The 18,644-nt window shown below is 70.3% G+C and carries 22 protein-coding genes and 1 tRNA gene; 11 read left to right on the top strand and 12 right to left on the bottom strand.

The features are described 5' to 3' along the window. Positions 1-37 precede the first annotated feature (37 nt). Both ACQPWU_RS17875 and ACQPWU_RS17870 read right to left on the bottom strand, forming a co-directional pair. Positions 38-637 (bottom strand): TetR/AcrR family transcriptional regulator, encoded by a 600-nt coding sequence (locus ACQPWU_RS17875; RefSeq protein WP_433441384.1) that lies wholly within the window; start codon positions 635-637, stop codon positions 38-40. A gap of 50 nt (positions 638-687) precedes the next feature. Next, positions 688-1,941 (bottom strand): ArgE/DapE family deacylase, encoded by a 1,254-nt coding sequence (locus ACQPWU_RS17870; protein ID WP_433441382.1) that lies wholly within the window; start codon positions 1,939-1,941, stop codon positions 688-690. 50 nt (positions 1,942-1,991) lie between these two features. On the opposite strand from ACQPWU_RS17870, the gene ACQPWU_RS17865 reads away from it, so the two are divergent. After that, entirely contained in the window at positions 1,992-2,924 is a 933-nt protein-coding gene (locus ACQPWU_RS17865) for an endonuclease/exonuclease/phosphatase family protein (protein ID WP_433441380.1), read from the top strand. Positions 2,925-2,973: 49 nt separating this feature from the next. Next, positions 2,974-3,294 (top strand): GroES family chaperonin, encoded by a 321-nt coding sequence (locus ACQPWU_RS17860; RefSeq protein ID WP_360690112.1) that lies wholly within the window; start codon positions 2,974-2,976, stop codon positions 3,292-3,294. Here ACQPWU_RS17860 and ACQPWU_RS17855 read toward each other — a convergent pair. Both ACQPWU_RS17855 and ACQPWU_RS17850 read right to left on the bottom strand, forming a co-directional pair. Then, a complete protein-coding gene (locus ACQPWU_RS17855; RefSeq protein WP_433441377.1) occupies positions 3,289-4,236 on the bottom strand; it encodes a TolB family protein in 948 nt (315 codons plus the stop codon). The genes ACQPWU_RS17860 and ACQPWU_RS17855 overlap by 6 nt on opposite strands. A 54-nt stretch (positions 4,237-4,290) precedes the next feature. Continuing rightward, the gene (locus ACQPWU_RS17850; RefSeq protein ID WP_433441375.1) at positions 4,291-4,746 is read right to left on the bottom strand and encodes a TIGR02611 family protein; all 456 of its coding nucleotides are present in this window, start codon (positions 4,744-4,746) and stop codon (positions 4,291-4,293) included. Positions 4,747-4,895: 149 nt separating this feature from the next. On the opposite strand from ACQPWU_RS17850, the gene ACQPWU_RS17845 reads away from it, so the two are divergent. The 4 genes from ACQPWU_RS17845 (at position 4,896) to ACQPWU_RS17830 (ending at position 8,224) form a co-directional block, all read left to right on the top strand. Continuing rightward, positions 4,896-5,804, top strand: a complete 909-nt coding sequence (locus ACQPWU_RS17845) for a phosphotriesterase family protein (protein WP_433441373.1) — start codon at positions 4,896-4,898, stop codon at positions 5,802-5,804. A 34-nt stretch (positions 5,805-5,838) separates the two neighbouring features. Continuing rightward, positions 5,839-6,228: a PPOX class F420-dependent oxidoreductase gene (locus ACQPWU_RS17840; protein ID WP_433441371.1), complete on the top strand. Its 390-nt coding sequence runs from the start codon at positions 5,839-5,841 to the stop codon at positions 6,226-6,228. A gap of 44 nt (positions 6,229-6,272) precedes the next feature. Continuing rightward, complete coding sequence (locus ACQPWU_RS17835) at positions 6,273-7,451, top strand: histidine kinase (RefSeq protein ID WP_433445233.1); 1,179 nt, start codon at positions 6,273-6,275, stop codon at positions 7,449-7,451. A gap of 122 nt (positions 7,452-7,573) precedes the next feature. After that, positions 7,574-8,224 (top strand): response regulator, encoded by a 651-nt coding sequence (locus ACQPWU_RS17830; protein WP_433445232.1) that lies wholly within the window; start codon positions 7,574-7,576, stop codon positions 8,222-8,224. A 1-nt stretch (position 8,225) separates the two neighbouring features. On the opposite strand, the gene secY is transcribed toward ACQPWU_RS17830, so the two are convergent. Further along, complete coding sequence (gene secY, locus ACQPWU_RS17825) at positions 8,226-9,512, bottom strand: preprotein translocase subunit SecY (protein ID WP_433445231.1); 1,287 nt, start codon at positions 9,510-9,512, stop codon at positions 8,226-8,228. A 113-nt stretch (positions 9,513-9,625) separates the two neighbouring features. Then, a complete protein-coding gene (locus ACQPWU_RS17820; RefSeq protein WP_433441369.1) occupies positions 9,626-10,402 on the bottom strand; it encodes a putative hydro-lyase in 777 nt (258 codons plus the stop codon). A gap of 127 nt (positions 10,403-10,529) precedes the next feature. Between ACQPWU_RS17820 and ACQPWU_RS17815 the strand changes: the two genes are divergently transcribed. Both ACQPWU_RS17815 and ACQPWU_RS17810 read left to right on the top strand, forming a co-directional pair. Beyond that, entirely contained in the window at positions 10,530-12,161 is a 1,632-nt protein-coding gene (locus tag ACQPWU_RS17815; protein ID WP_433441367.1) for a sodium:solute symporter family protein, read from the top strand. Then, entirely contained in the window at positions 12,158-12,319 is a 162-nt protein-coding gene (locus tag ACQPWU_RS17810) for a hypothetical protein (RefSeq protein WP_433441365.1), read from the top strand. The genes ACQPWU_RS17815 and ACQPWU_RS17810 overlap by 4 nt, the downstream gene beginning before the upstream one ends. A 386-nt stretch (positions 12,320-12,705) precedes the next feature. Here the strand turns inward: ACQPWU_RS17810 and ACQPWU_RS17805 are convergent, their stop codons facing one another. After that, the gene (locus ACQPWU_RS17805; protein ID WP_433441363.1) at positions 12,706-12,942 is read right to left on the bottom strand and encodes a hypothetical protein; all 237 of its coding nucleotides are present in this window, start codon (positions 12,940-12,942) and stop codon (positions 12,706-12,708) included. Then, positions 12,939-13,166, bottom strand: a complete 228-nt coding sequence (locus tag ACQPWU_RS17800) for a DUF6158 family protein (RefSeq protein ID WP_360690094.1) — start codon at positions 13,164-13,166, stop codon at positions 12,939-12,941. Before ACQPWU_RS17800 ends, ACQPWU_RS17805 begins: the two co-directional genes overlap by 4 nt. Before the next feature lie 94 nt (positions 13,167-13,260). On the opposite strand from ACQPWU_RS17800, the gene ACQPWU_RS17795 reads away from it, so the two are divergent. Next, entirely contained in the window at positions 13,261-14,196 is a 936-nt protein-coding gene (locus tag ACQPWU_RS17795) for a LysR family transcriptional regulator (protein WP_433441361.1), read from the top strand. Between the two features lie 150 nt (positions 14,197-14,346). Here ACQPWU_RS17795 and ACQPWU_RS17790 read toward each other — a convergent pair whose 3' ends face one another. After that, the gene (locus tag ACQPWU_RS17790; protein WP_433445230.1) at positions 14,347-14,793 is read right to left on the bottom strand and encodes a histidine phosphatase family protein; all 447 of its coding nucleotides are present in this window, start codon (positions 14,791-14,793) and stop codon (positions 14,347-14,349) included. A gap of 308 nt (positions 14,794-15,101) precedes the next feature. On the opposite strand from ACQPWU_RS17790, the gene ACQPWU_RS17785 reads away from it, so the two are divergent. Then, a tRNA-Ile gene (locus ACQPWU_RS17785) sits at positions 15,102-15,175 on the top strand. A 443-nt stretch (positions 15,176-15,618) separates the two neighbouring features. Here ACQPWU_RS17785 and ACQPWU_RS17780 read toward each other — a convergent pair. After that, a complete protein-coding gene (locus tag ACQPWU_RS17780) occupies positions 15,619-15,816 on the bottom strand; it encodes a hypothetical protein (RefSeq protein WP_433441359.1) in 198 nt (65 codons plus the stop codon). Here ACQPWU_RS17780 and ACQPWU_RS17775 point away from each other — a divergent pair. Next, on the top strand, positions 15,815-16,141 hold the full coding sequence (locus ACQPWU_RS17775; protein WP_433441357.1) for a hypothetical protein: 327 nt from the start codon (positions 15,815-15,817) through the stop codon (positions 16,139-16,141). The two genes, ACQPWU_RS17780 and ACQPWU_RS17775, sit on opposite strands and share 2 nt — an antisense overlap. Positions 16,142-16,895: 754 nt before the next feature. Here ACQPWU_RS17775 and ACQPWU_RS17770 read toward each other — a convergent pair. Together ACQPWU_RS17770 and ACQPWU_RS17765 are read right to left on the bottom strand one after the other, a co-directional pair. After that, positions 16,896-17,117 (bottom strand): hypothetical protein, encoded by a 222-nt coding sequence (locus tag ACQPWU_RS17770; protein WP_433441355.1) that lies wholly within the window; start codon positions 17,115-17,117, stop codon positions 16,896-16,898. Positions 17,118-17,372: 255 nt separating this feature from the next. Beyond that, the gene (locus ACQPWU_RS17765; RefSeq protein WP_433441353.1) at positions 17,373-18,542 is read right to left on the bottom strand and encodes an MMPL family transporter; all 1,170 of its coding nucleotides are present in this window, start codon (positions 18,540-18,542) and stop codon (positions 17,373-17,375) included. Between the last annotated feature and the right edge of the window lie 102 nt (positions 18,543-18,644).

Here is an 18,644-nt window from a genome sequence, read left to right as displayed (position 1 = left end):
GGACCCCGGACGACGTGCGGCGGCCGGCGGGCACCGGTCAGGGGAAGGTGGCCAGAGCCGTGGCCAGGGTGGCGATGGCCGCCGTGGCCCGGGCAGGGCCGTAAGCGTCCTTGAGCACGCACGCCGCCTCCGCCCCCATCGCCGCCAGCAGCGTGTGGGACAGGGCGTCGGCGTCGCAGCCCGGCCGGGCCTCGGCCAGGAGGATGGCCACGTGCCGGTGCCAGAAGCGGTAGGCCCCGATCCGGTAGCGAGCCCCCGGGCTGGCGGTCTCCGACATGCGGACCAGGTCCAGGTGGGCGAAGAGGTAGTCCAGGTAGGCGGCCACGAAGGCGGCGAGGCGCTCAGGAGCGGGCGCTCCGGGCCCGAGGGGCGGTGGGCCGGACAGGATGCGCTGCTGGAGGTCGCGTTCGCGGGAGTCCAGGAGCGCCACGGCGAGTCCAGATTTGTCGCCGAACCGCCGGAAGAGCGTGCCCTTACCCACGCCCGCCTCCGCCGCGATGGCGTCCATCGAGACCGCCTCCACCCCTTTCTCCGCGAACAGCCGGGCGGCCGCGGCCAGTACCTTCTCCCGGTTGCGCGCCGCGTCCGCCCGTTCCTTCACGGGACGGCCGACCAGAAGCTCCAGCGACTCCGACATGATTCGGACTCTAGTCCAGTTCGGCGCCTGCCAGCACAATCGGAACGCGCTCAGAGTGCTCCGCAGCGGCGCACCACGAGCAGTGCCAGTGCCCGTGTGACCTCGCGCAGCTCCCTCAGCTCGACCTGCTCCCTGGGGGCGTGAGCGAAACGCACGTCCCCGGGGCCGTAGTGCACCGTCGGGATCCCGCCCGCCGCGTACAGCCGCAGGTCGCTCCCGTACGGCGCCGCCGACTCGGCGGGCCGCGCGCCCGTGACGTCGGCGACCGCCCCGCCGACCTCGTCCAGCAGCGCATGCCCGGCAGGCAGCCGGCCGCTGGCGAACTGTCCGCCAGGCCACGTCACCACCGGCGGATTGTCGCGCAGCCACGGATGCGTCACTCCCAGGACCGCCTCCTCGAACGCCGCGCGTGCCGCCGCCGGGTCCTCCTCCAGCCGCACCCCGAGCCGCCCCTCGGCGACCAGCAGGTCGGGCACCGTGCTGGCCCAGTCCCCCGCGCGTACGGTCCCGATCTCGATCGGGTACGGCATCGCGTTGCCCTGGAAGATGCCGGGAACGTCCCGGTTCCGCTCTGCCTCCAGACGCCGGATCGCCTCGAACACCGGCCAGAACACCTCGACCGCGTTGACCCCCTCGTACCGCGTGGCCCCGTGGGCGGCCCGCCCGGCGATCTCCAGCCGGAACGTCAGCGCGCCCGCGTTGGCCGTGATGACCGCGCCGCTGGTGGGCTCGGTGATGACCGCGGCCTCCGCCGTGTGCCCTCTGGCGAGCGTGGCGAACGCGCCGAGCCCGCCGTCCTCCTCGCTGATCACGCAGTGCACGGCGAGCGGCCTGGCGAGCCTGATCCCGGCCTTCATGATCGCCCGCGCCACGGCGAGGTTGGCGACCAGGCCCGCCTTCATGTCGCAGGCGCCCCTGCCGTGCAGCACGTCGCCGGTGATCCTGGCGGCGAACGGGTCGCTGCCCTCCCATTTGGCCAGGTCACCGGTGGGGACGACGTCCACGTGGCCCTGGAGGGCGAGCGCGGGTGTGCCCTCACCCTCGGTGACGGCCACGACGCCGTACCCCTCGGTCCTGGGTGCTTCTGTGCCGGGGAAGCCGGGACGGCCGGTCAGGCCGGCGAGGTCGAGCTTCCAGACGTCCACGTCCATGCCGGCCTCGGTGAGCAGGCGGGCGAAGCGGTGCTGCAGCTCGGACTCGGCGTCGGTCCCGGTGACGCTGGGGACCCTGACGGTCTCGGCCAGCAGGTTGACGGTCTCTGCCTCGTCGATGGCGTTCAGGACCCTGGCTTCCACGTCGTGCATGGCGCACAGCCTCTCATGAACCCGAATCGCTCTTCGTGGCGATACATGGCGTGCGGACATGGGTGAGCTGGATCGTGGTGGCGCCGTTCGCCGGGTGGGCGGCGGTGCGGCTGAGCGGGTTCGAGCCGGACTGGCCGTGGGTGCCGGTGGTGGCGTACACGCCGTACGCGGTGTGCGCGGCGGCGGTGACCGTGCTGCTGGCCTGCCTGCTGAGACGGTGGGCGGCGGGCACGGTCGCGCTCGTCTCGGTGCTCGCGCTGACGCCCGCCGTGCTCCCCCGCGCCCTGGCCGACGGCAACCCCGTCGTCCACGGACCGGCGCTGCGGGTCCTCGCGGCGAACCTGCTGGTGGGGCGGGCCGACACGGCCGAGCTGATGGCGCTGGTCACCACGCGGCAGCCGGACGTGCTGACGCTGCAGGAGTTCACGCCGGACGCCATGCGGCGGCTGGAGAGCGCGGGGCTGCGCGAGGTGCTGCCGTACGCCGTCACGCGGCCGCTGCCGGGGGCCGGCGGGTCGGCCGTCTACGCGCGGTATCCGCTGACGGCCGGAGAGACGATCAAGTACGGCGGGTTCGGGCAGGCCAGGGCCTGGCTCAGGCATCCGGGCGGGGTACGGGTGGAGATCGTGTCCGTGCACCCGTGCGCCCCGAGACGGATCGGGCGGCAGCCGTGCTGGCAGGCGGGGCTGGCGGCGCTGCCGCAGGCGGGCAAGGAACTGCGGGTGCTGGCGGGCGACTTCAACGCCACGCTCGATCACCTGCCGGTACGCGAGCTGCTGGCGAACGGCTACCGGGACGCGGCCGACGTCATGGGGCGGGGGTTCGTGCCGACCTGGCCGCAGGAGGGCTCGAACCAGAACCTTCCCGGCGTGACGATCGACCACGTGCTGGCGGACTCCCGGATGGCGGTGCGTGACTTCGAGGTGCTGCAGCTGGAGCACACCGACCACCGGCCCGTGTTCTCCGAGCTCAGGCTGCCTTGATCGCGACTTCCGGAGTTTCGCGGGTGTCATGGCTCGTAAACTTGAGCCCGTGGTAGAGCCCAAGTTCGAGATTCAGATGCTGCACGACCGGGTCATGATCAAGCTGGAGCAGGAGGCCGAGGAGCGGCGCAGCGGCTCCGGGATCGTCATTCCCGCGACGGTCAAGATGGCCAACCGGCTGTCCTGGGGCGAGGTGTGCGGCGTCGGCACGAACGTGCGCTCGGTCAAGGTGGGCGACAAGGTGCTGTTCAACCCCGAGGAGCAGTTCGAGGTCGAGGTGCACGCGCGGACCTATCTCGTGATGCGCGAGCGCGACCTGCACGCGGTGGCCACCCAGGAGACCGACCACGGCACCGGCCTCTACCTATGACACGCGGATGAAGGAGAGCCACAGGTCCGACGCCCACGCCGTGCGGGGCACGTCCGCCAGCACGCGCGTCGCCTTGCCGCTCAGGTCGAGCACCGTCAGCCGGTAGGCCGCGCCGTGCGCCATGACGGCGATCACGTGGCTCTCGTCCCACCAGCCGAAAAGGGCCTCGGGTCGTACGTTCACGCGCTGGGCGATCTTGCCGCTGACCGGATCCACCAGGCAGAGCTGCTCCTTGAACCGCGACGGGCACCAGGTGGTGAGCCGCTTGCCCGACGGTGAGAACGGGTCCTCGGGGCCGGTCGGCAGGCCGACGCCCGCGTAGGTGCGCATGACCGCGCCGTCGGAGGCCCGGTAGGCGCGCAGGCCGGTGCCGTACATGGAGACGAGGTTGCCGTCGGGGCTCCACCAGAAGCCCGCGTTCCGGCTCAGGCCGGCGACCCGCACCGTGCGCGCGGTCTTGGCGGCCACGTCCACGACCGTGAAGCCGAGCACCTGCCACTTGCCGCCCACCTTCTGCTCGACGGTGAGCGCGACCCGCTTCCCGTCGCGGGACCACGAGGCGTAGGAGGCGGTCAGCGGCTTCTTGACCGTGCGGATCCTGGTTGAGGCGCCGGTGGTGCGGTCGGTGACGATCAGGGAGTCGTAGCCCGACCGGTACGAGCCGGGCACGCCTGCCGTCAGGCGGTTCCCGGGCGAGACGGACTCTTCGGAGAGCGTCTTCTCCCAGGCGAAGGCGTTGCCGGTCGTGGCTCTGAGGTAGGTGCGCTTGGTGCCGAGGCCGTAGGCGGCAAGACGTACCGGATCGCCCGTTTTTTCGTAATATTTCACGCCGCCAGTCCCGGGCAGCACGAGGTCCGCCTGGGCTGCGACCGGGAGCGTCACCGGTCCTGCATAACCCGCGGAAAGCGTCATGGACAGCGCGATGGCGATTTTGGCGATCACGCCCGCAGAATAGACAGGTAAGTACGAAATTTCGGGCGTCGATACCGACCGGGTCTAGATGTAACCCCGAGCGATCCTGATGACGTCGATGCCGAGCGTACGCAGGCCGAAGTAGACGATCACCGCGGCGACGGCCACCGTCACGATGAGCACGACGACGCGCAGGAGCCAGCCCTGCCGCTTGTACCACTCCATCCAGGCGTGCAGCGTGCGCTTGCCGAACTCCAGCACCCTGCGCGCCCAGTGGAACTCCACGGCCAGCACCGCCAGCCCCGCGAACACGACCGCCCACCCCGGCCCGGGGAACGGCACCATGATCAGCCCGGCCACCACCATGAGGGCCCCGATCACGCCGAACACGATCTTCAGCGTGAGCGCGCCGGTGCGCGTGGACCTGATGCCGTCCAGCCACCCGTGGAGGCCCGTGCGACGCTCGGGCATGCTGGAGCGGTCTGCGGCCTCGCCCTTGATCACGTCGGCGTCGCCGGTGTCAGACTTCTGAAGCTGCACAATTCCCCCCGGCAGTCGGTATGCCATCCAGGATACGGGCCGCCAACCGGTGGCCACTTGCAACCGACTAGCAAAAGACCAAACCCGCAAGACGGTAAATTTTCCAGCCCCAACGACCGGCTTCCGGCAAACATCGGTTAATGTCTGTTATGCCCGAGGTTTTGCTCCGTACCGTCACCGGTCCTGTACGCGCGGCCGCCATTACCGGCGCCGTGCTCCCCCACGAGCACCTGCGTACCGACATGCGCTGGGGAGTCGGCATCGACTCCGACCCGTACCGCTGGCTCGACGAGGAGCACGCCGTCACCGCCGAGCTCCGCGAGCTGCGACAGTCCGGCGGGCTCGGCCTTGTAGTGGATCTGACCTGCATGGGCATGGGCCGCGACGCCGCCGCCCTGGCCCGCATGGCGGCAGGCAGCAGGGTGCCGGTGATCGCCTCGACCGGGCATTTCGCGGAGCCGTTCACGAACGCCGGAAACGCGGACGTGGACTCACTCACCAGCCAGCTGATGGACGAGATCCTCAGCGGCGCGGACGACATGGGCGTGTTCCCCGGCGTGATCGGTGAGGTCGGCTCCTGGGGCGCCGAGCCCACGCCGCGCGAGGAGCGCTGCCTGATCGCCGCCGCCCGCGCCTCCCTGAAGTCGCGCCTCCCCGTCGCGACGCACGGCGCGAACGCCCCCGCGCTGCTGGAGATCCTGCTCGGGCAGGGCCTGCCGGGTTCCCGGGTGGCCGTCGGCTACGCGGGCACCGACCTGGGGGCGGCCAGGAAGATCGCCGAAGCGGGCGCGTACGTGAGCCTGGGCCTGCTCGCCCTCGGCCCGGACCAGGCGGCCAGGATCGTGCTCGGCCTCATCGAGGACGGCCACGCCGACCGCCTGCTCGTCAGCACGGGGCTGAGCCGGGTGGCGCAACTGCGCAAGTACGACGGCCCCGGCTACGCCCACCTGTTCGACGCACTGCTGCCGCGCCTTGGCGAGGCAGGCGTCGGCGAGGAAACGATCGGCCTCATCACCCACGACAACCCACTGCGCTGGCTGACCGACGGACTGGCTTGACCTCAACCAATGTCAAGGTTGCAGACTCGACCGCATGACCTTCACATCAGCGGAACTGGAGTACCTGTCGTCGCAGCACCTTGGCCGTCTGGCCACCGTGTCGCCCGGCGGGCAGGTGCAGAATAACCCGGTCGGCTTCTTCGTCGACGCCGAGACCGGCACGATCACCATCGGCGGGCACGCCATGGGCGCGTCCAAGAAGTTCAGGAACGTACAGAAGGGCAGCACCGTCGCGCTCGTCGTGGACGACCTGGCCTCGGTGGATCCGTGGGTGGTGCGCGGCATCGAGATCAGGGGCACGGCGGAGGCGCTGTCGGACACCGACCCGCCCGTGCCGTTCTTCTCCAGGGAGATCATCAAGATCACACCCACGAAGATCACCTCGTGGGGGCTGGCGGGTCCGCGCGAGACCCGGGTCGTGTGAAAGCTCGCTAGGATCTGGGCTACACGAGCCTTGGCCGGGTGGGGATGGTGACGGAGCACACGCACAGGGGCGGCCGCCTGCGCCGGCCGCTGGCCGCTCTGTCGCGCCTGACCCGGCTCGGCGACGTCCCGGTCGTGGTCATGCTGGCGTGGGCGGGCTGGCTGGCCGTCCCGTGGTCGTTCAGCGGCCTCGCCCAGGCCCGCGCCGCGGCGGCCGCCGCCGCTGCTGAGGCGGAGCCGCCGCAGGTCAACCTCTCCGCCGGATCGGTACGCCCATGGGCCCTCCCGGCGGCCCAGCCCCGCCCCCTCAAAACGGTGCGCCAAGTGCCCACCCACCGAAACGGCACCGCGCCGACCTCGGCGGGACCGGGCGCCGTGGGACCGGGCGCCGTGGGACCGGGCGGCAGCGCGTCGCCGGCCATCGCGGTTGACGGCTCTCGGCCGGCACCGGCAGCGCTGCACCACGACGAGACAACTCCGGGCTCGCTGGGCGTCGGCGAAGCGGCTCGTGACGCTTGGAGCACCGCCGCGCTGGGCTCCGGGACTCGGGGCGGCCAGAATGGCGCCGCGCTGGGCGTCGGCGGGGCCGTTTGGGGCGAGCCGGTCGCGGCCACGCTGGACACGGCGGCAGGCACGACCGGGCCGGGCGGTGTGGCGGCCGAGCGGGCCAGGATCGCCGGTGAGGTGCATGACGCGGCCGGGCATGGGCTCGCGGCCATCGCCATGCAGGCCGGGCTCGCGCTCGTCGCGCTGGACGACGACCCCGAGCAGGCGCGGGCGTCGCTGCGGGCGATCAGGGAGACCAGTACGACGGCTCTCTCCCAGCTGCGGGCGGCGCTCGACGGCATCGACCCGCCGGGCGGCGACCTCGCCCGGCTCATCGAGGGCGTCCGGGCGGCGGGCCTGCCGGTGGACGTCGAGCCCGCGGACTTCACCGTGCCCGCCCGCCTTCAGGGCACCGTCTACCGGGTTGTGCGGGAGTCGCTGACCAACGTGCTGCGCCACGCGGGCCCCACCAGGGCGCTCGTGCGGGTGGACGGGCGTCCGGGCGAGTTCGTGCTGGAGGTGGCCGACCGGGGTGCGGGCTGGACGGGCGCCCGGGAAGGGCGCGGGCTGGCCGGGATGCGCTCCCGAGTCACCGAGGCGGGCGGCCACTTCGCCGCCGGGCCGCGCGAGGGCGGCGGCTTCCAGGTGATCGCCCGCTTCCCCCAGGTCTCGATGTGATCATGCCGGAACACGGGCCCACGCCGGAACCCGCATCCGAGTCCTCCCCCCAGCCCGCAACCACCACTGCCCCCGTAACTGAGCACGTCAGCGCGCCCGAGCACGTCGGCCCGACCGAGGGCGTGATCAAGGTGGTCGTCGCTGACGATCAGGCGGTCGTGCGGATGGGGCTGCGGGCCCTGCTGGAGCGCGCGCCCGGCATGGAGTGCGTCGGCGAGGCCGCCGACGGCAGCGCCGCGCTGGCGTTGATCCGCCGTGCCCGCCCCGACGTCCTGCTGCTCGATATCCGCATGCCCGGCATGGACGGCCTCGCCACGCTACGGGCCATCGCCGAGGACCCGGAGCTGCGCGGCACCAGGATCGTCGTGGTGACCACGTTCGCCGTCGACGAGTACGTCTTCGCCGCGCTCCAGGCCGGGGCCAGCGGCTTCGTACTCAAGGACAGCGCCCCGGAGGAGCTGGTCAACGCCGTGCGCGTGGTGGCCGCGGGCGAGGCGCTGCTGTCACCGGCGATCACCAGGAAGGTCATCGGCATGTTCGGGCAGCACGGCGCCGGGCCGGTCGAAGGGCTGGAGACGCTGACGCCCCGGGAGCGGGAGCTGGTGGCCTGGGTGGCCACGGGCAGGTCGAACGAGGAGATCGCCAAGGAGCTGGTGATCAGCCCCGACACCGTCCGCACCCACGTCAGCCGCGCCATGGTCAAGCTCCGCGCGAGGGATCGTGCCCAGCTCGTGGTGTTCGCCATGCGAGCCGGGCTGAGCATCCCCGCATGAGCTACTTCTTCAGGAAGCCCTCGTAGTTGCGCTGCTGGAGCTGGGCCTCGATCTGCTTCACGGTGTCCAGCCCCACCCCGACCATGATCAGCACGCTGGTCCCGCCGAACGGGAAGTTCTGCTGCGTGCCCGGATCCTTGAGGATCGCGAACGCGACCAGCGGCAGCAGCGCCAGCACCGCCAGGTAGACCGCCCCGGGCGCGGTCAGCCGTCCCAGCACGTACGCCAGGTACCGGGCCGTGGGTCCCCCGGGCCGGATCCCAGGAACGAATCCCCCGTACCGCCGCATGTTGTCCGCCACCTCCACGGGATTGAAGGTGATCGACACATAGAAGTAGGCGAACCCCACGATCAGGAGCACGTACAGGCTCATGTGAAGAGGGCCCGACGTCAGGTTGCGCTGCACCCACGCCTGCCCCGCGTCCCCGAGCAGCGGCGCCGCCAGCGTCGGCAGGTACAGCAGCGACGAGGTGAAGATCACCGGCACGATCCCCGCCTGGTTCACCTTCAGCGGGATGTACGTGCTGCTCCCCCCGTACATCCGCCGCCCCACCATCCGCTTGGCGTACTGCACCGGGATCCGCCGCTGCGCCTGCTCCACGAAGACCACGGCCGCCACCAGGCAGAGCCCCGCCGCGGTCATCACCACGAAACTCACCGGGCTGAGCACGAAGATCTTCGCCATGTACGCCGGGAAAACGGCCACGACCTGCGTGAACATCAGGAGCGACATCCCGTTCCCGATCCCGCGGTCCGTGATCAGCTCGCCGAGCCACATGACCACGCAGGCCCCCGCCACCATGGTCACCACGAGCACGGTCACGGCCAGCAGGCCCTCGTCCCGCAGCAGCGGCCGCGTGCACCCGGGCAGGAGCTGCCGGGCGCGGGCCAGCGCGACGATCGTCCCGGCGTTCAGCAGGGCGAGCCCGACCGTCAGGTAGCGCGTGTACTGCGTGATCTTGGCCTGGCCGCGCTGTCCCTCCTTCCTGAGCGCGTCCAGCCGCGGCACGAGCACGGCGAAGAGCTGCAGGACGATGCTGGCGGTGATGTACGGCATGATGCCCAGCGCGAACACCGACAGCTGCAGCATCGCGCCCCCGCTGAGCATCTGCACCATGTCGAAGATGCCGCCCTTGGCCGCCCCCACGCACTCCCGCACGGCCACCACGTCCACCCCCGGCGAGGGCATGAGCTGCCCGAGGCGGAACAGCGCGATCAGTCCCAAGGTGAACAGCAGCTTCTTGCGCAGCTCCGGCACCCGGAACGCCCCGGTCAATGTCCCGGTCAATGTCCTGGTCAAGACGGTCAGCATGGTCAAGGAGTCTGACCGGGGCGGCCCGCGGGGTCGTCCGCCGAGACGAGGCACCCGCGTACGCAAATCCGCGTACGTCGGACGCCACGTCAGACGCGGTAGTCGTCGTCGCGCGCGTCGAGGATGGCCATGTGTCCAGGCAGGTGGCCGATCGCGTACTCGACGCCGCTGGCCATGACCGCCGCCTGCGGCGTCACCCCGCACGCCCAGAACAGCGGCACCTCCCCCGCCCGCACCTCCACCGGGTCACCGAAATCGGGCCGGCCAAGGTCGCGGATCCCGATCGCCGCGGGATCTCCGACGTGCACCGGCGCGCCGTGCACCATCGGATAGTGCCCGCTCACCTCGACGGCGGTCTCCACCAGCGCCTCGGGCACCGGCCGCATCGACACGACCAGCGGCCCCGACAGGCTGCCCGCCGCCTCGCAGGGGACGTCGGTGACGTACATCGGCACGTTCGTCCCCAGCTCCAGGTGCCGTACCGGCACCCCGGCCGCTAGCAGGGCCGCCTCGAAGGTGAAGCTGCACCCGATGAGGAACGGCACGAGGTCGTCCCGCCACTCCGCCACCACGTCGCCGAGGTCCGCGACGGGCTCGCCGTCGCGGTAGAGCCGGTATCCGGGCAGGTCGGTACGGAGATCGCCGGGAAACAGCGGCGTGGACCAGGTCCCGGGCTCCCCAACGTCGAGCACGGGGCACGCCTGCGGGTTCTGGTGGGCGAACAGCAGCAGCTCGTACCGCAGCCGTCTGGGCACGGCGATCAGGTTGGCCTGCGTCCAGCCCCTGCACCAGCCCGCCGTGGGCACCCGCTCGCCGGCGCGGAAGCGCTCCCGCGCCTGCGCCGGGCTGAGGTCGGCGACGTTCACCTCTTGACAGTATGGCGGGCCGCGTACAACGGTCCACTACGCCCCGTGAGGTGCCCTTATTTGAGGGGTACTCATATCGAGCGGCGGAGCCGGTGATGCCGGGGCTTTCCGGGGTAGCGGCAGTGCCGTGCGACTCGACGTGAACCTCCTCGACTACGTCCTCATCGCGATCTACTTCGCCACCGTCCTCGCCATCGGGTTAGCCGCCCGCCGGCGGATCAGCTCCAGCCTCGACTTCTTCCTGGCCGGGCGCGGCCTGCCGGCCTGGATCACCGGGCTCGCGTTCGTGTCCGCCAACCTCGGCGCGATCGAGATCCTCGGCATGGCGGCCAACGGCGTGCAGTACGGCGCCATGACCGTGCACTACTACTGGATCGGCGCGGTCCCCGCGATGGTGTTCCTCGGCATCGTGATGATGCCCTTCTACTACCGCTCCAAGGTCCGCAGCGTGCCCGAGTTCCTGCGCAAACGCTTCAACGGCGCGACGCAGCTGCTGAACGCGATCACGTTCGCGGTGGCGCAGATCCTCATCGCGGGGGTGAACCTCTACGCGCTGGCCCTGGTCATGGAGGCGCTGCTGGGCTGGCCGCTGCCGGTCTCGGTGGTGGTCTCGGCGGTGATCGTGCTGGCGTACATCACGCTCGGCGGGCTCTCTTCAGCGATCTACAACGAGGTGCTGCAGTTCTTCGTGATCCTGGCCGGGCTGATCCCGCTGACCGTCCTCGGGCTGATCAAGGTGGGCGGTTTCTCGGGGCTCGCGGACAAGGTACGCCAGAGCGCGCTCGGCGAGGGCGGCCTGCACACCTGGGCGGGCACGGCGGGCGAGAACCCGATGCACGCGCACTGGATCGGCATCGTGTTCGGGCTCGGGTTCGTGCTGTCCTTCGGCTACTGGACCACGAACTTCGCCGAGGTGCAGCGGGCCCTGTCGGCCAGGAACACGAACGCGGCCAGGCTCACGCCGATCATCGCCGCGTACCCGAAGCTGTTCATCCCGCTGGTGACGGTGCTGCCGGGGATGATCGCGCTCGTGCTGTTCAGCGGCTGGGGCAAGAGCCAGGACTACAACAGCGCGATCCCGATGCTCATGCGGGACCTGCTGCCGAACGGCGTGCTGGGGGTCGCGGTGACCGGGCTGCTGGCCTCGTTCATGGCGGGGATGGCGGCGAACATCAGCGGGTTCAACACGGTCTTCACCAACGACATCTGGCAGGCGCACCTGCGTCCTGACCGCGACGACGGCTACTACCTGCGGGTGGGCCGGATGGCGACCGTGGCGGGAGTGGCCCTGGGCGTCGGCACGGCGTTCATCGCGGCCGGCTACTCCAACATCATGAACTATCTCCAGGCGCTGTTCTCGTTCTTCAACGCGCCGCTCTTCGCGACGTTCATCGTCGGGCTCTTCTGGCGGCGGATGACGCCGTGGGCCGGGTTCTGGGGTCTGCTCTCCGGCACGGCGGCGGCCTTCGCGTCCTACATCGCGTACAAGGCCGGGATCGTGGACTTCGGCACCGAGCTGAACGCCAGCTTCTGGGGCGCGGGCCTGGCGTTCGCCGTGGACGTGGTCGTGTCCGTGGCGGTCACGCTGGTCACCACGGCGAAGCCGGCCGAGGAACTGCGCGGGCTCGTGTACGGGCTCAGCGCCGTCAATCTGGAGGACGACGCGCTGGCGGGTGACGCACGGTGGTACCGCTCGCCGGTGGTGCTCGGCACGGGCGCCCTCGTCCTCGCCGCCGCTTTGTACGGGGTGATCATATGAGCGACATCCGCATGGTGATCGGCGGGCTGTTCCTGCTGTACGGCGTGATCCTCGTCGTGGCCGGGGCATTCGGGAGCGCGGTCAACCTGTGGACCGGGCTCGTCATGGCCGTGTTCGGCGGCACGTTCCTGGCGTGGGCCCGGCTCCGACGGCTCTGACGGGTAGACGGTCCGGGTGGCCAGTCCGTCGTGCTCGTCTTCTACGTGACGCCGTCGAGTATGCGGCGCACCCCGTTCCCACCGCATTTCGTCGAGCCCCCCGCTGATCTCCGGCTGATCCCCGGACGGCACGTGTCAGGCGTGGTCGAGCAGATCGGCGAGTACGTCGGCCAGCATCGATCACGTCCAGGCCGCCGCGCTGCCCATGCGCGGCCCTGACCGCGTGGCAGGCGTTCTCGGACATCGTCGAAATCTCGCCGGGGGCTCGTCGACGCATGTTCATCGCGGGCTCGGGGATGCCCCCCCGCGGACACGGCCGCGTTCGACCAGGCAGGTGTGCGGCCGCCGCCGCCAAGGCGCACGCGGTCATGGAGAGCGGCGACTTCCTAGTACTCGACCTCGAAGGTGTGCGGCCCCAGGGCGTACCCGTCTCCCCTGGGCACCACGTACCCCTGCTCGATCAGGTGCGCGATGCACTCGCGCACCTCCTCCTCGGTCAGTCCGGACGCCCGCACGACCCCTGCCCGACTCGCCATCCCATGCTCCACCGCCTGTGACGCCACCGCCTCGTACACGTGGATGTCGACGTCCGACAGAGCCTGCACATCGTGGGCCTCGATCATGAGCGCTGTCTCGCCCCCTCCCTCAACCGGTACGGATCGACTTCGCGATCCGGGTAGCGACGGAGGTACTCGGTCTCCAGCTCGTTCGTCCGTGACGTGTGCACCGCCAGAGCGTCCTCCGACCCGTGGAAGAACGTGTCGCTCCGGGTCGCGTGCAACTGCCGCAGCTCGCGGAGCAGATCCTCGTCGCTGAGCTGCGCCGGGTCTATTCCCATCGTCGTCATGGGCTTCCCCTACCCCAGTGCTCTCGACAATATCTGTCACATTTCCTGACATATTGGCATTGTTTGTAAGAGATCGCCGCCTTACGTTCCCCTTATGGACCTCGAGCTCAGGCACCTCAGGATCGTCCGCGCGGTCGCGGACGCGGGAAGTGTGAGCAAGGCCGCGTCCCTGCTCGGGCTGGCACAGCCGGCCCTGACCGCCCAGCTCAAGCGCATCGAGAGGGGGCTCGGCGGCGCCCTTTTCGAGCGCGACCGGCACGGCGCGAGACCCACCAGGCTGGGCGAGCTCGTGCTCTCCAGGGCACGAGTGCTGCTCCCCGCGGCCCAGGAGCTACAGGAGGAAGCCGTACGTTTCGCCGCCTCCCCCTCCTCCCCCGGCTACCGCATCGGCGCGACCAACGGCCCCATCCTGGGCGGCCTGGTCGACCGGCTGGCCACGGAGCGCCCGGTCAGCACGTACACGTCCTGGTCGGCACGCGAGCTGACCAGCATGGTCGAACTCGGCCGCCTCGATTACGTGCTGACCGGCGCCTGCGGCGACTCCGGCACGCCCGCCGGCGCGCTCGCGTGGGAGTCGATCGCACTCGACCCCGTGTTCTGCCTGGTCGGCGAGGATCACCCGGCCGCCAAGGAGAAGGAGGTGGAGCTGGCCGGCCTCGCCGGCGAGCACTGGGCCGTGACGCCCGGCGACGGCTGCTTCGCCGACTGCTTCGCCACGGCCTGCGCGCGTGCCGGGTTCACCCCCGGCACGATCTACGAGACCGACGTCTCCACCTGCACACACCTCGCCCAGGTCGGCCGCGCGGTGGTGCTGTGCCAGGCCACCCACCAGCCCGCCCAGGGCCTCGTCATGGTGCCGCTCGCGGGCGCGCCGCTGCGCTGGCGGCAGCTCCTCGGCCGCCACCCCACCGCCCCCGACGCCGCGTGGGTGGTGGCGCAGGCCAAGCAGGTCCACATGGACGCGGTACGCCGGAGCCCGGTCTACTCCGACTGGCTGGTACGGAACCCGGGTTACGGCACCACCCCATAACTCCCGCGGTTGCCGCCGTCCGGCATGGTCGGCGGCGACCGTCACGCGCCGCCACGCGGCCCCGGCGGCGGCCGTCGAGCGCACCCAGCCGCGCGGCCCGGACGGCTCGCGGGGAGGGCGTGCCCTCTGCCCCCTCCCCGAACCGGCCCTTCACGCCAGGCCGTACTCCCACCCCGGCCGCCACTCGAACGGCGCGTCGACCAGTTCCTCCAGGGAAGTCTCGTCCAGCAGATTCTGCAACGCCCACCGATTGGCGGAGTGCGACACCAGAAGCACCACGCACCCCTGCCACTGCTCCATCACATCCCGCAGAAATCCCGCCATCTCCGCCACGACCTGCCGATAACTCTGCCCGCCCGGCCACGGCGTATCGATGTGCCTGCTCCGCAGCGCCGCCACCTCACTGACCGGCCCACCGTTGTAGATCCCGTAGCCACATTCCCTGAGCCGCCGATCGAGCCTGACCTCCTTGCCGCTCCCCGCAAAGGCGATCTCCGCCGTCTGCACGGCCCGCCGCAGGTCGGAGGCGTACACGACGTCCACCTCCCGCCGCCGCACCCCCAGCTCCACAGCCAGCGCCCGCCCGCGCTCGGACAGCTCACCAGCCGGTGGCGATGCCCGTCTCGTTGTCCACGGTGACGGAATGCGTCTCGTAAGCCGGCTTCACGGCCACGCCCAGACGCTACCCGCCCCTACCTCGCCCGCCTTCACGCGTCCCTAAACCGAGACCCGAATATGATCGAGTCAGGCTCCAACAACGTTGCCGAGCATGGAATGATGTCGGCGGAGATCTGTCTCCCGTTCGGCCGGGCACGACGAGCGGATCCGATGCTCTAGCCTTAGCTTGCACGGGGGCTCGGCATGGTCCTTCGGACGTCCCGCCGCACGTCACACAACTGAATCCAGGGGCGGTAGCTCAGCCGGTCAGAGCATCGGACTCATAATCCGTGGGTCGTGGGTTCAAGTCCCACCCGCCCTACTCTTCAATACCGCGTTCGGCCTGGGGCTTCTCGGTTCTCACCGACCTTCGTTCCCATTGTTGATCATGCTCGGTTGCTCCGTGGTTGCTCGTGTGTACGCACCGTGTAACGCGGTAGATCGTTTAGGCGGTCATCGTCAGTTCAGACCCCAGAGATGACCATCAGAAGATCAAGCCAGAAGGCCTGCACGGCGTTGCTGGTCAGCAGTGGTCTGATGGGCGGCCAAGTCTTGTCCAAGTCGGCTCGTCTCCTCCGCCAGGCTGCTGGTGACCAGCAGATAAAAGATCCGCTGGTTCTCGTAGCGATACTCTCGGCCCGCATCCAGCGCAGACTAGAGATCGATCGGCTGTGCTACCTGTGCGACAGTCCCTGAGGACAAACAGGCAGGCCCGCCGAAAGGATCGGCGGGCCTGCTGGGTTCGGTGGTTCAGGTGGTGGTGTCTCAGGTGTGGTTCGGCAGGGTGATCAGCCGGGCCGTCTGGGCGCCTGCGGCTGCGGTGTTGATGAAGGCGGCGGTGGATTCGGCGGCGGCGCGGGCCACCTCCGGGTAGACGCTGGTGTAGGTGTCGCGGGTGAAGGTGGACGAGACGTGGCCGAGGGTCTCCTGTACGACCTTCAGGTCGACCCCGGCGGCGAGCATGAGTGAGGCGGCAGCTTCGCCAGCTGCCGCGAGTTCCTCTGACGGCTGGCAGGATGACGCCGGCTGGGGCTCGGCCACGGTCTCGGCCGACCGCAAGCACATCACGGTCTGCGACCTGAGCCGGGACGGCCGCGCCGTCCGGGTTGAATACGCCACCACGTACCTGCAGAAGTGGACCGTGGTCGACTCCGACGGCGCCCGCTGGGGCTGCGGAACCGACACCACCCACCTCAGCCGCATCACCGTCTTCAAACTGTGCGAAGGCGGTACATTCGGCTCCTGCCGCCCCCCAATCTGGGTCTCATGTGCCGGCTTTCTCGGGTAGGCCGGGGGCGACCGGTCAGACTCGCACCGCCTGCGTGCATGGCGACAGCTGAGCGGCAGGCTAGGACCTGGCCGGGTCCACTCCCCCGGCTGATCCGGCTCGGTACCCAAGAACTCAGCTCGATCTCCACCGCCAACTCCAGCCGCCCTACTGCCTCCTTAGTCGGCACGACGTTTGCCACGTTCCAAAGGCTCAGGCCGCAACGCGCCGCCAGCACCTCAGGACACTGCGGACAGACTCCGGCGATCGCGTCCGTGACGGCGCTGTAGCGGCAAGGTGCAGATCGCTACCGGCCTGGCACGGCCGCCCGCAGCGGGGGCAATTCGCTTCAGTCCGCGAGGGGCGAGTCGAGCGCCCAGCGAGATTTTCGGGTCATCGCGGTGATGGCCCGCCCTTCGCTGACCGTGAAGGGGGCGGCGGTCGGGTGGCCAAGCCGGGCGGCCAGCTCGCGAGCGTCCTGTCCCGTGCGAGGGGGCGCCGCGCGGATCTCCAAGCGCGGGCGGCCGGCAAGCCGGGCGTCCGCAGGATCCCGCGCGTGGGCATCTACATGCCACCGCCCGCCTCGGCAGGTCATGGTCATTCGTAGTAAGCCATCTTTGCGTGAGGACCTGAAACAGCTCTGAAAACACCCCTGAAACGGGTCGGCACCTCAGGTGTCCGTGCAAGGAATCTCACCATCATCGGATTGGGAAATGTGCCGGTCGGCACCCGGACGAGTTGCCGCATGCCCGGCACAGCGGGCACGCCCAACCGCTCAGCGAGGTGGTGGGCGGGTTTCCCGATTCCTGCGGGGCTCAAGAAGGTGGGTCCGGACGGGATGACGGGTCAGGTATAGGCGATGGGCCAGCTTGACCGGCGCGGCGCCGGTGCCCGCGATCTCCCTGGCGCCGCCCGCGAACATCGCTGCCCCGGACACCGCCGTGGCGGCGAACCCCACGCGGGCCACCGGCAGCAACTGCCGCGCCGCAGCCGACACACCTCCGGGTGTGGGTCGCCCCACCTGACTCGCTCACCGTGCCCGACACGTACCGCGGCTGCTCGGTCCTGAAGTCCTCCCAGCCGTGGCGCAACGTGCCGAGGAGGGCGAGCCCGACGATCACCGACTTCATAACCGCCATCCTCACTACCGAATCCGTTTGCGCCAGATCCAGAGGCAGGTACGTGTCCATTAATATCGATGGCATATGGATCTCCAGCAGGCGACCGGCCGGTTTGGCGGCGGTTCGCCGCGTCACAGGTGAGTTCGCGGGTGGCCTCGGAGTTTTCCGCCTTCCAGGTCGAAGTCGAGGGCCAGCGTGCGTTCGAGCGGCCGTGGCAGCCACCAGATCCTCGGGCCGAGTACGGCCAGTACGGCCGGCATCAGCGTCATCCGTACGACGAACACGTCGAGCAGGACGCCGGCCGCCAGGCCCAGCCCGAGCGTTCCGGTCAGCGGTTTGCCACCGGCGACCAGGATGATCGACACGCTGGTCAGCACGAGCGCGGAGACGGCCATCACCCGGCGGGAGCGGTCGAACCCGGCCCGGACGGCGGCCTCGGGGGCCAGGCCGTCCGCGAGCGTGGAGCGGATCCCGGCGCCTAGGAAGATCTGGTGATCCATCGCCACGCCGAACACCACAATGATCGCGAGAACGGGAAGCATCGGATGTGGGTCCGCACCGGCGGGGCCGCGCGAGACCACGATGGCGAGCAGGCCCAGCGTGGCCGCGACGCTCAGCAGGTAGCCCGCCACCGAGATGATCGCGAGCAGCACCGACCGGAACGCCATCGCCAGGTGCTGATACGTCAGCATCAGCATGAGCACCAGATAGAGCGGCAGGAACTCGGTCTCGGGTCGCGCGAACCGCGACTCCCGCAGGCCGAGGGCCGCGACAGCAAGCAGTGCCAGACCCGCGACCAGGACCGGAGCGGGATGCCCTGTGACGAACGCGCCCCATCGGGATTCGGTGGGCGCCGGCCGCCTCGAGAGCCGAGGAGCGGCGAACGCCAGCAGAGAGGGCATCAGCGTGACGGCGGCGAGCACAGCCGCGAGGACCACGGCGAACGTGGCCAGGCCCGCCGTGACCAGGAAGCCGCCCTGGCCCGCCATGACCAGCTGGACCATCGCGGGGAGGACCGCCATGGCCGCGCACACGACGCCCGGCCCGGCGGAGCCCATGGCCCTGCCGACGGCCTCGTCCCGGTCGGGCGACGGATCGCGCCGGAGTGCGGACACGATCCGCAACCCGTAGTCGACGGCCACGACCAGGGCCAGGATCGACGGCAGTGCGAGGGCTTGCGGGTCAAGGTCGAGGCGCGCGACGACGACGCCGGCAACGAGCAGGACGACCAGCCAGATCCCGGTGACACGTTCCCTTTGCCGGGAACAGTACGCGCCGATGCGATAGAGGGTTAGCGACAAAACGAACTCCCAAGCGGTGTGACGAGCCCCCGGGCCCCAGCCCAACGGTCCACCAGGTGCGGCGGTCCAAGCCAGGCGGTCCGGGTGCGGCGGTCCGGGTGC

Source organism: Nonomuraea sp. CA-141351, from assembly GCF_050944675.1.
In the GTDB taxonomy this organism is placed as follows: domain Bacteria; phylum Actinomycetota; class Actinomycetes; order Streptosporangiales; family Streptosporangiaceae; genus Nonomuraea.
Note: the sequence above shows the minus strand (reverse complement) of the source record. Positions and strands in the feature narration are given on the sequence as shown.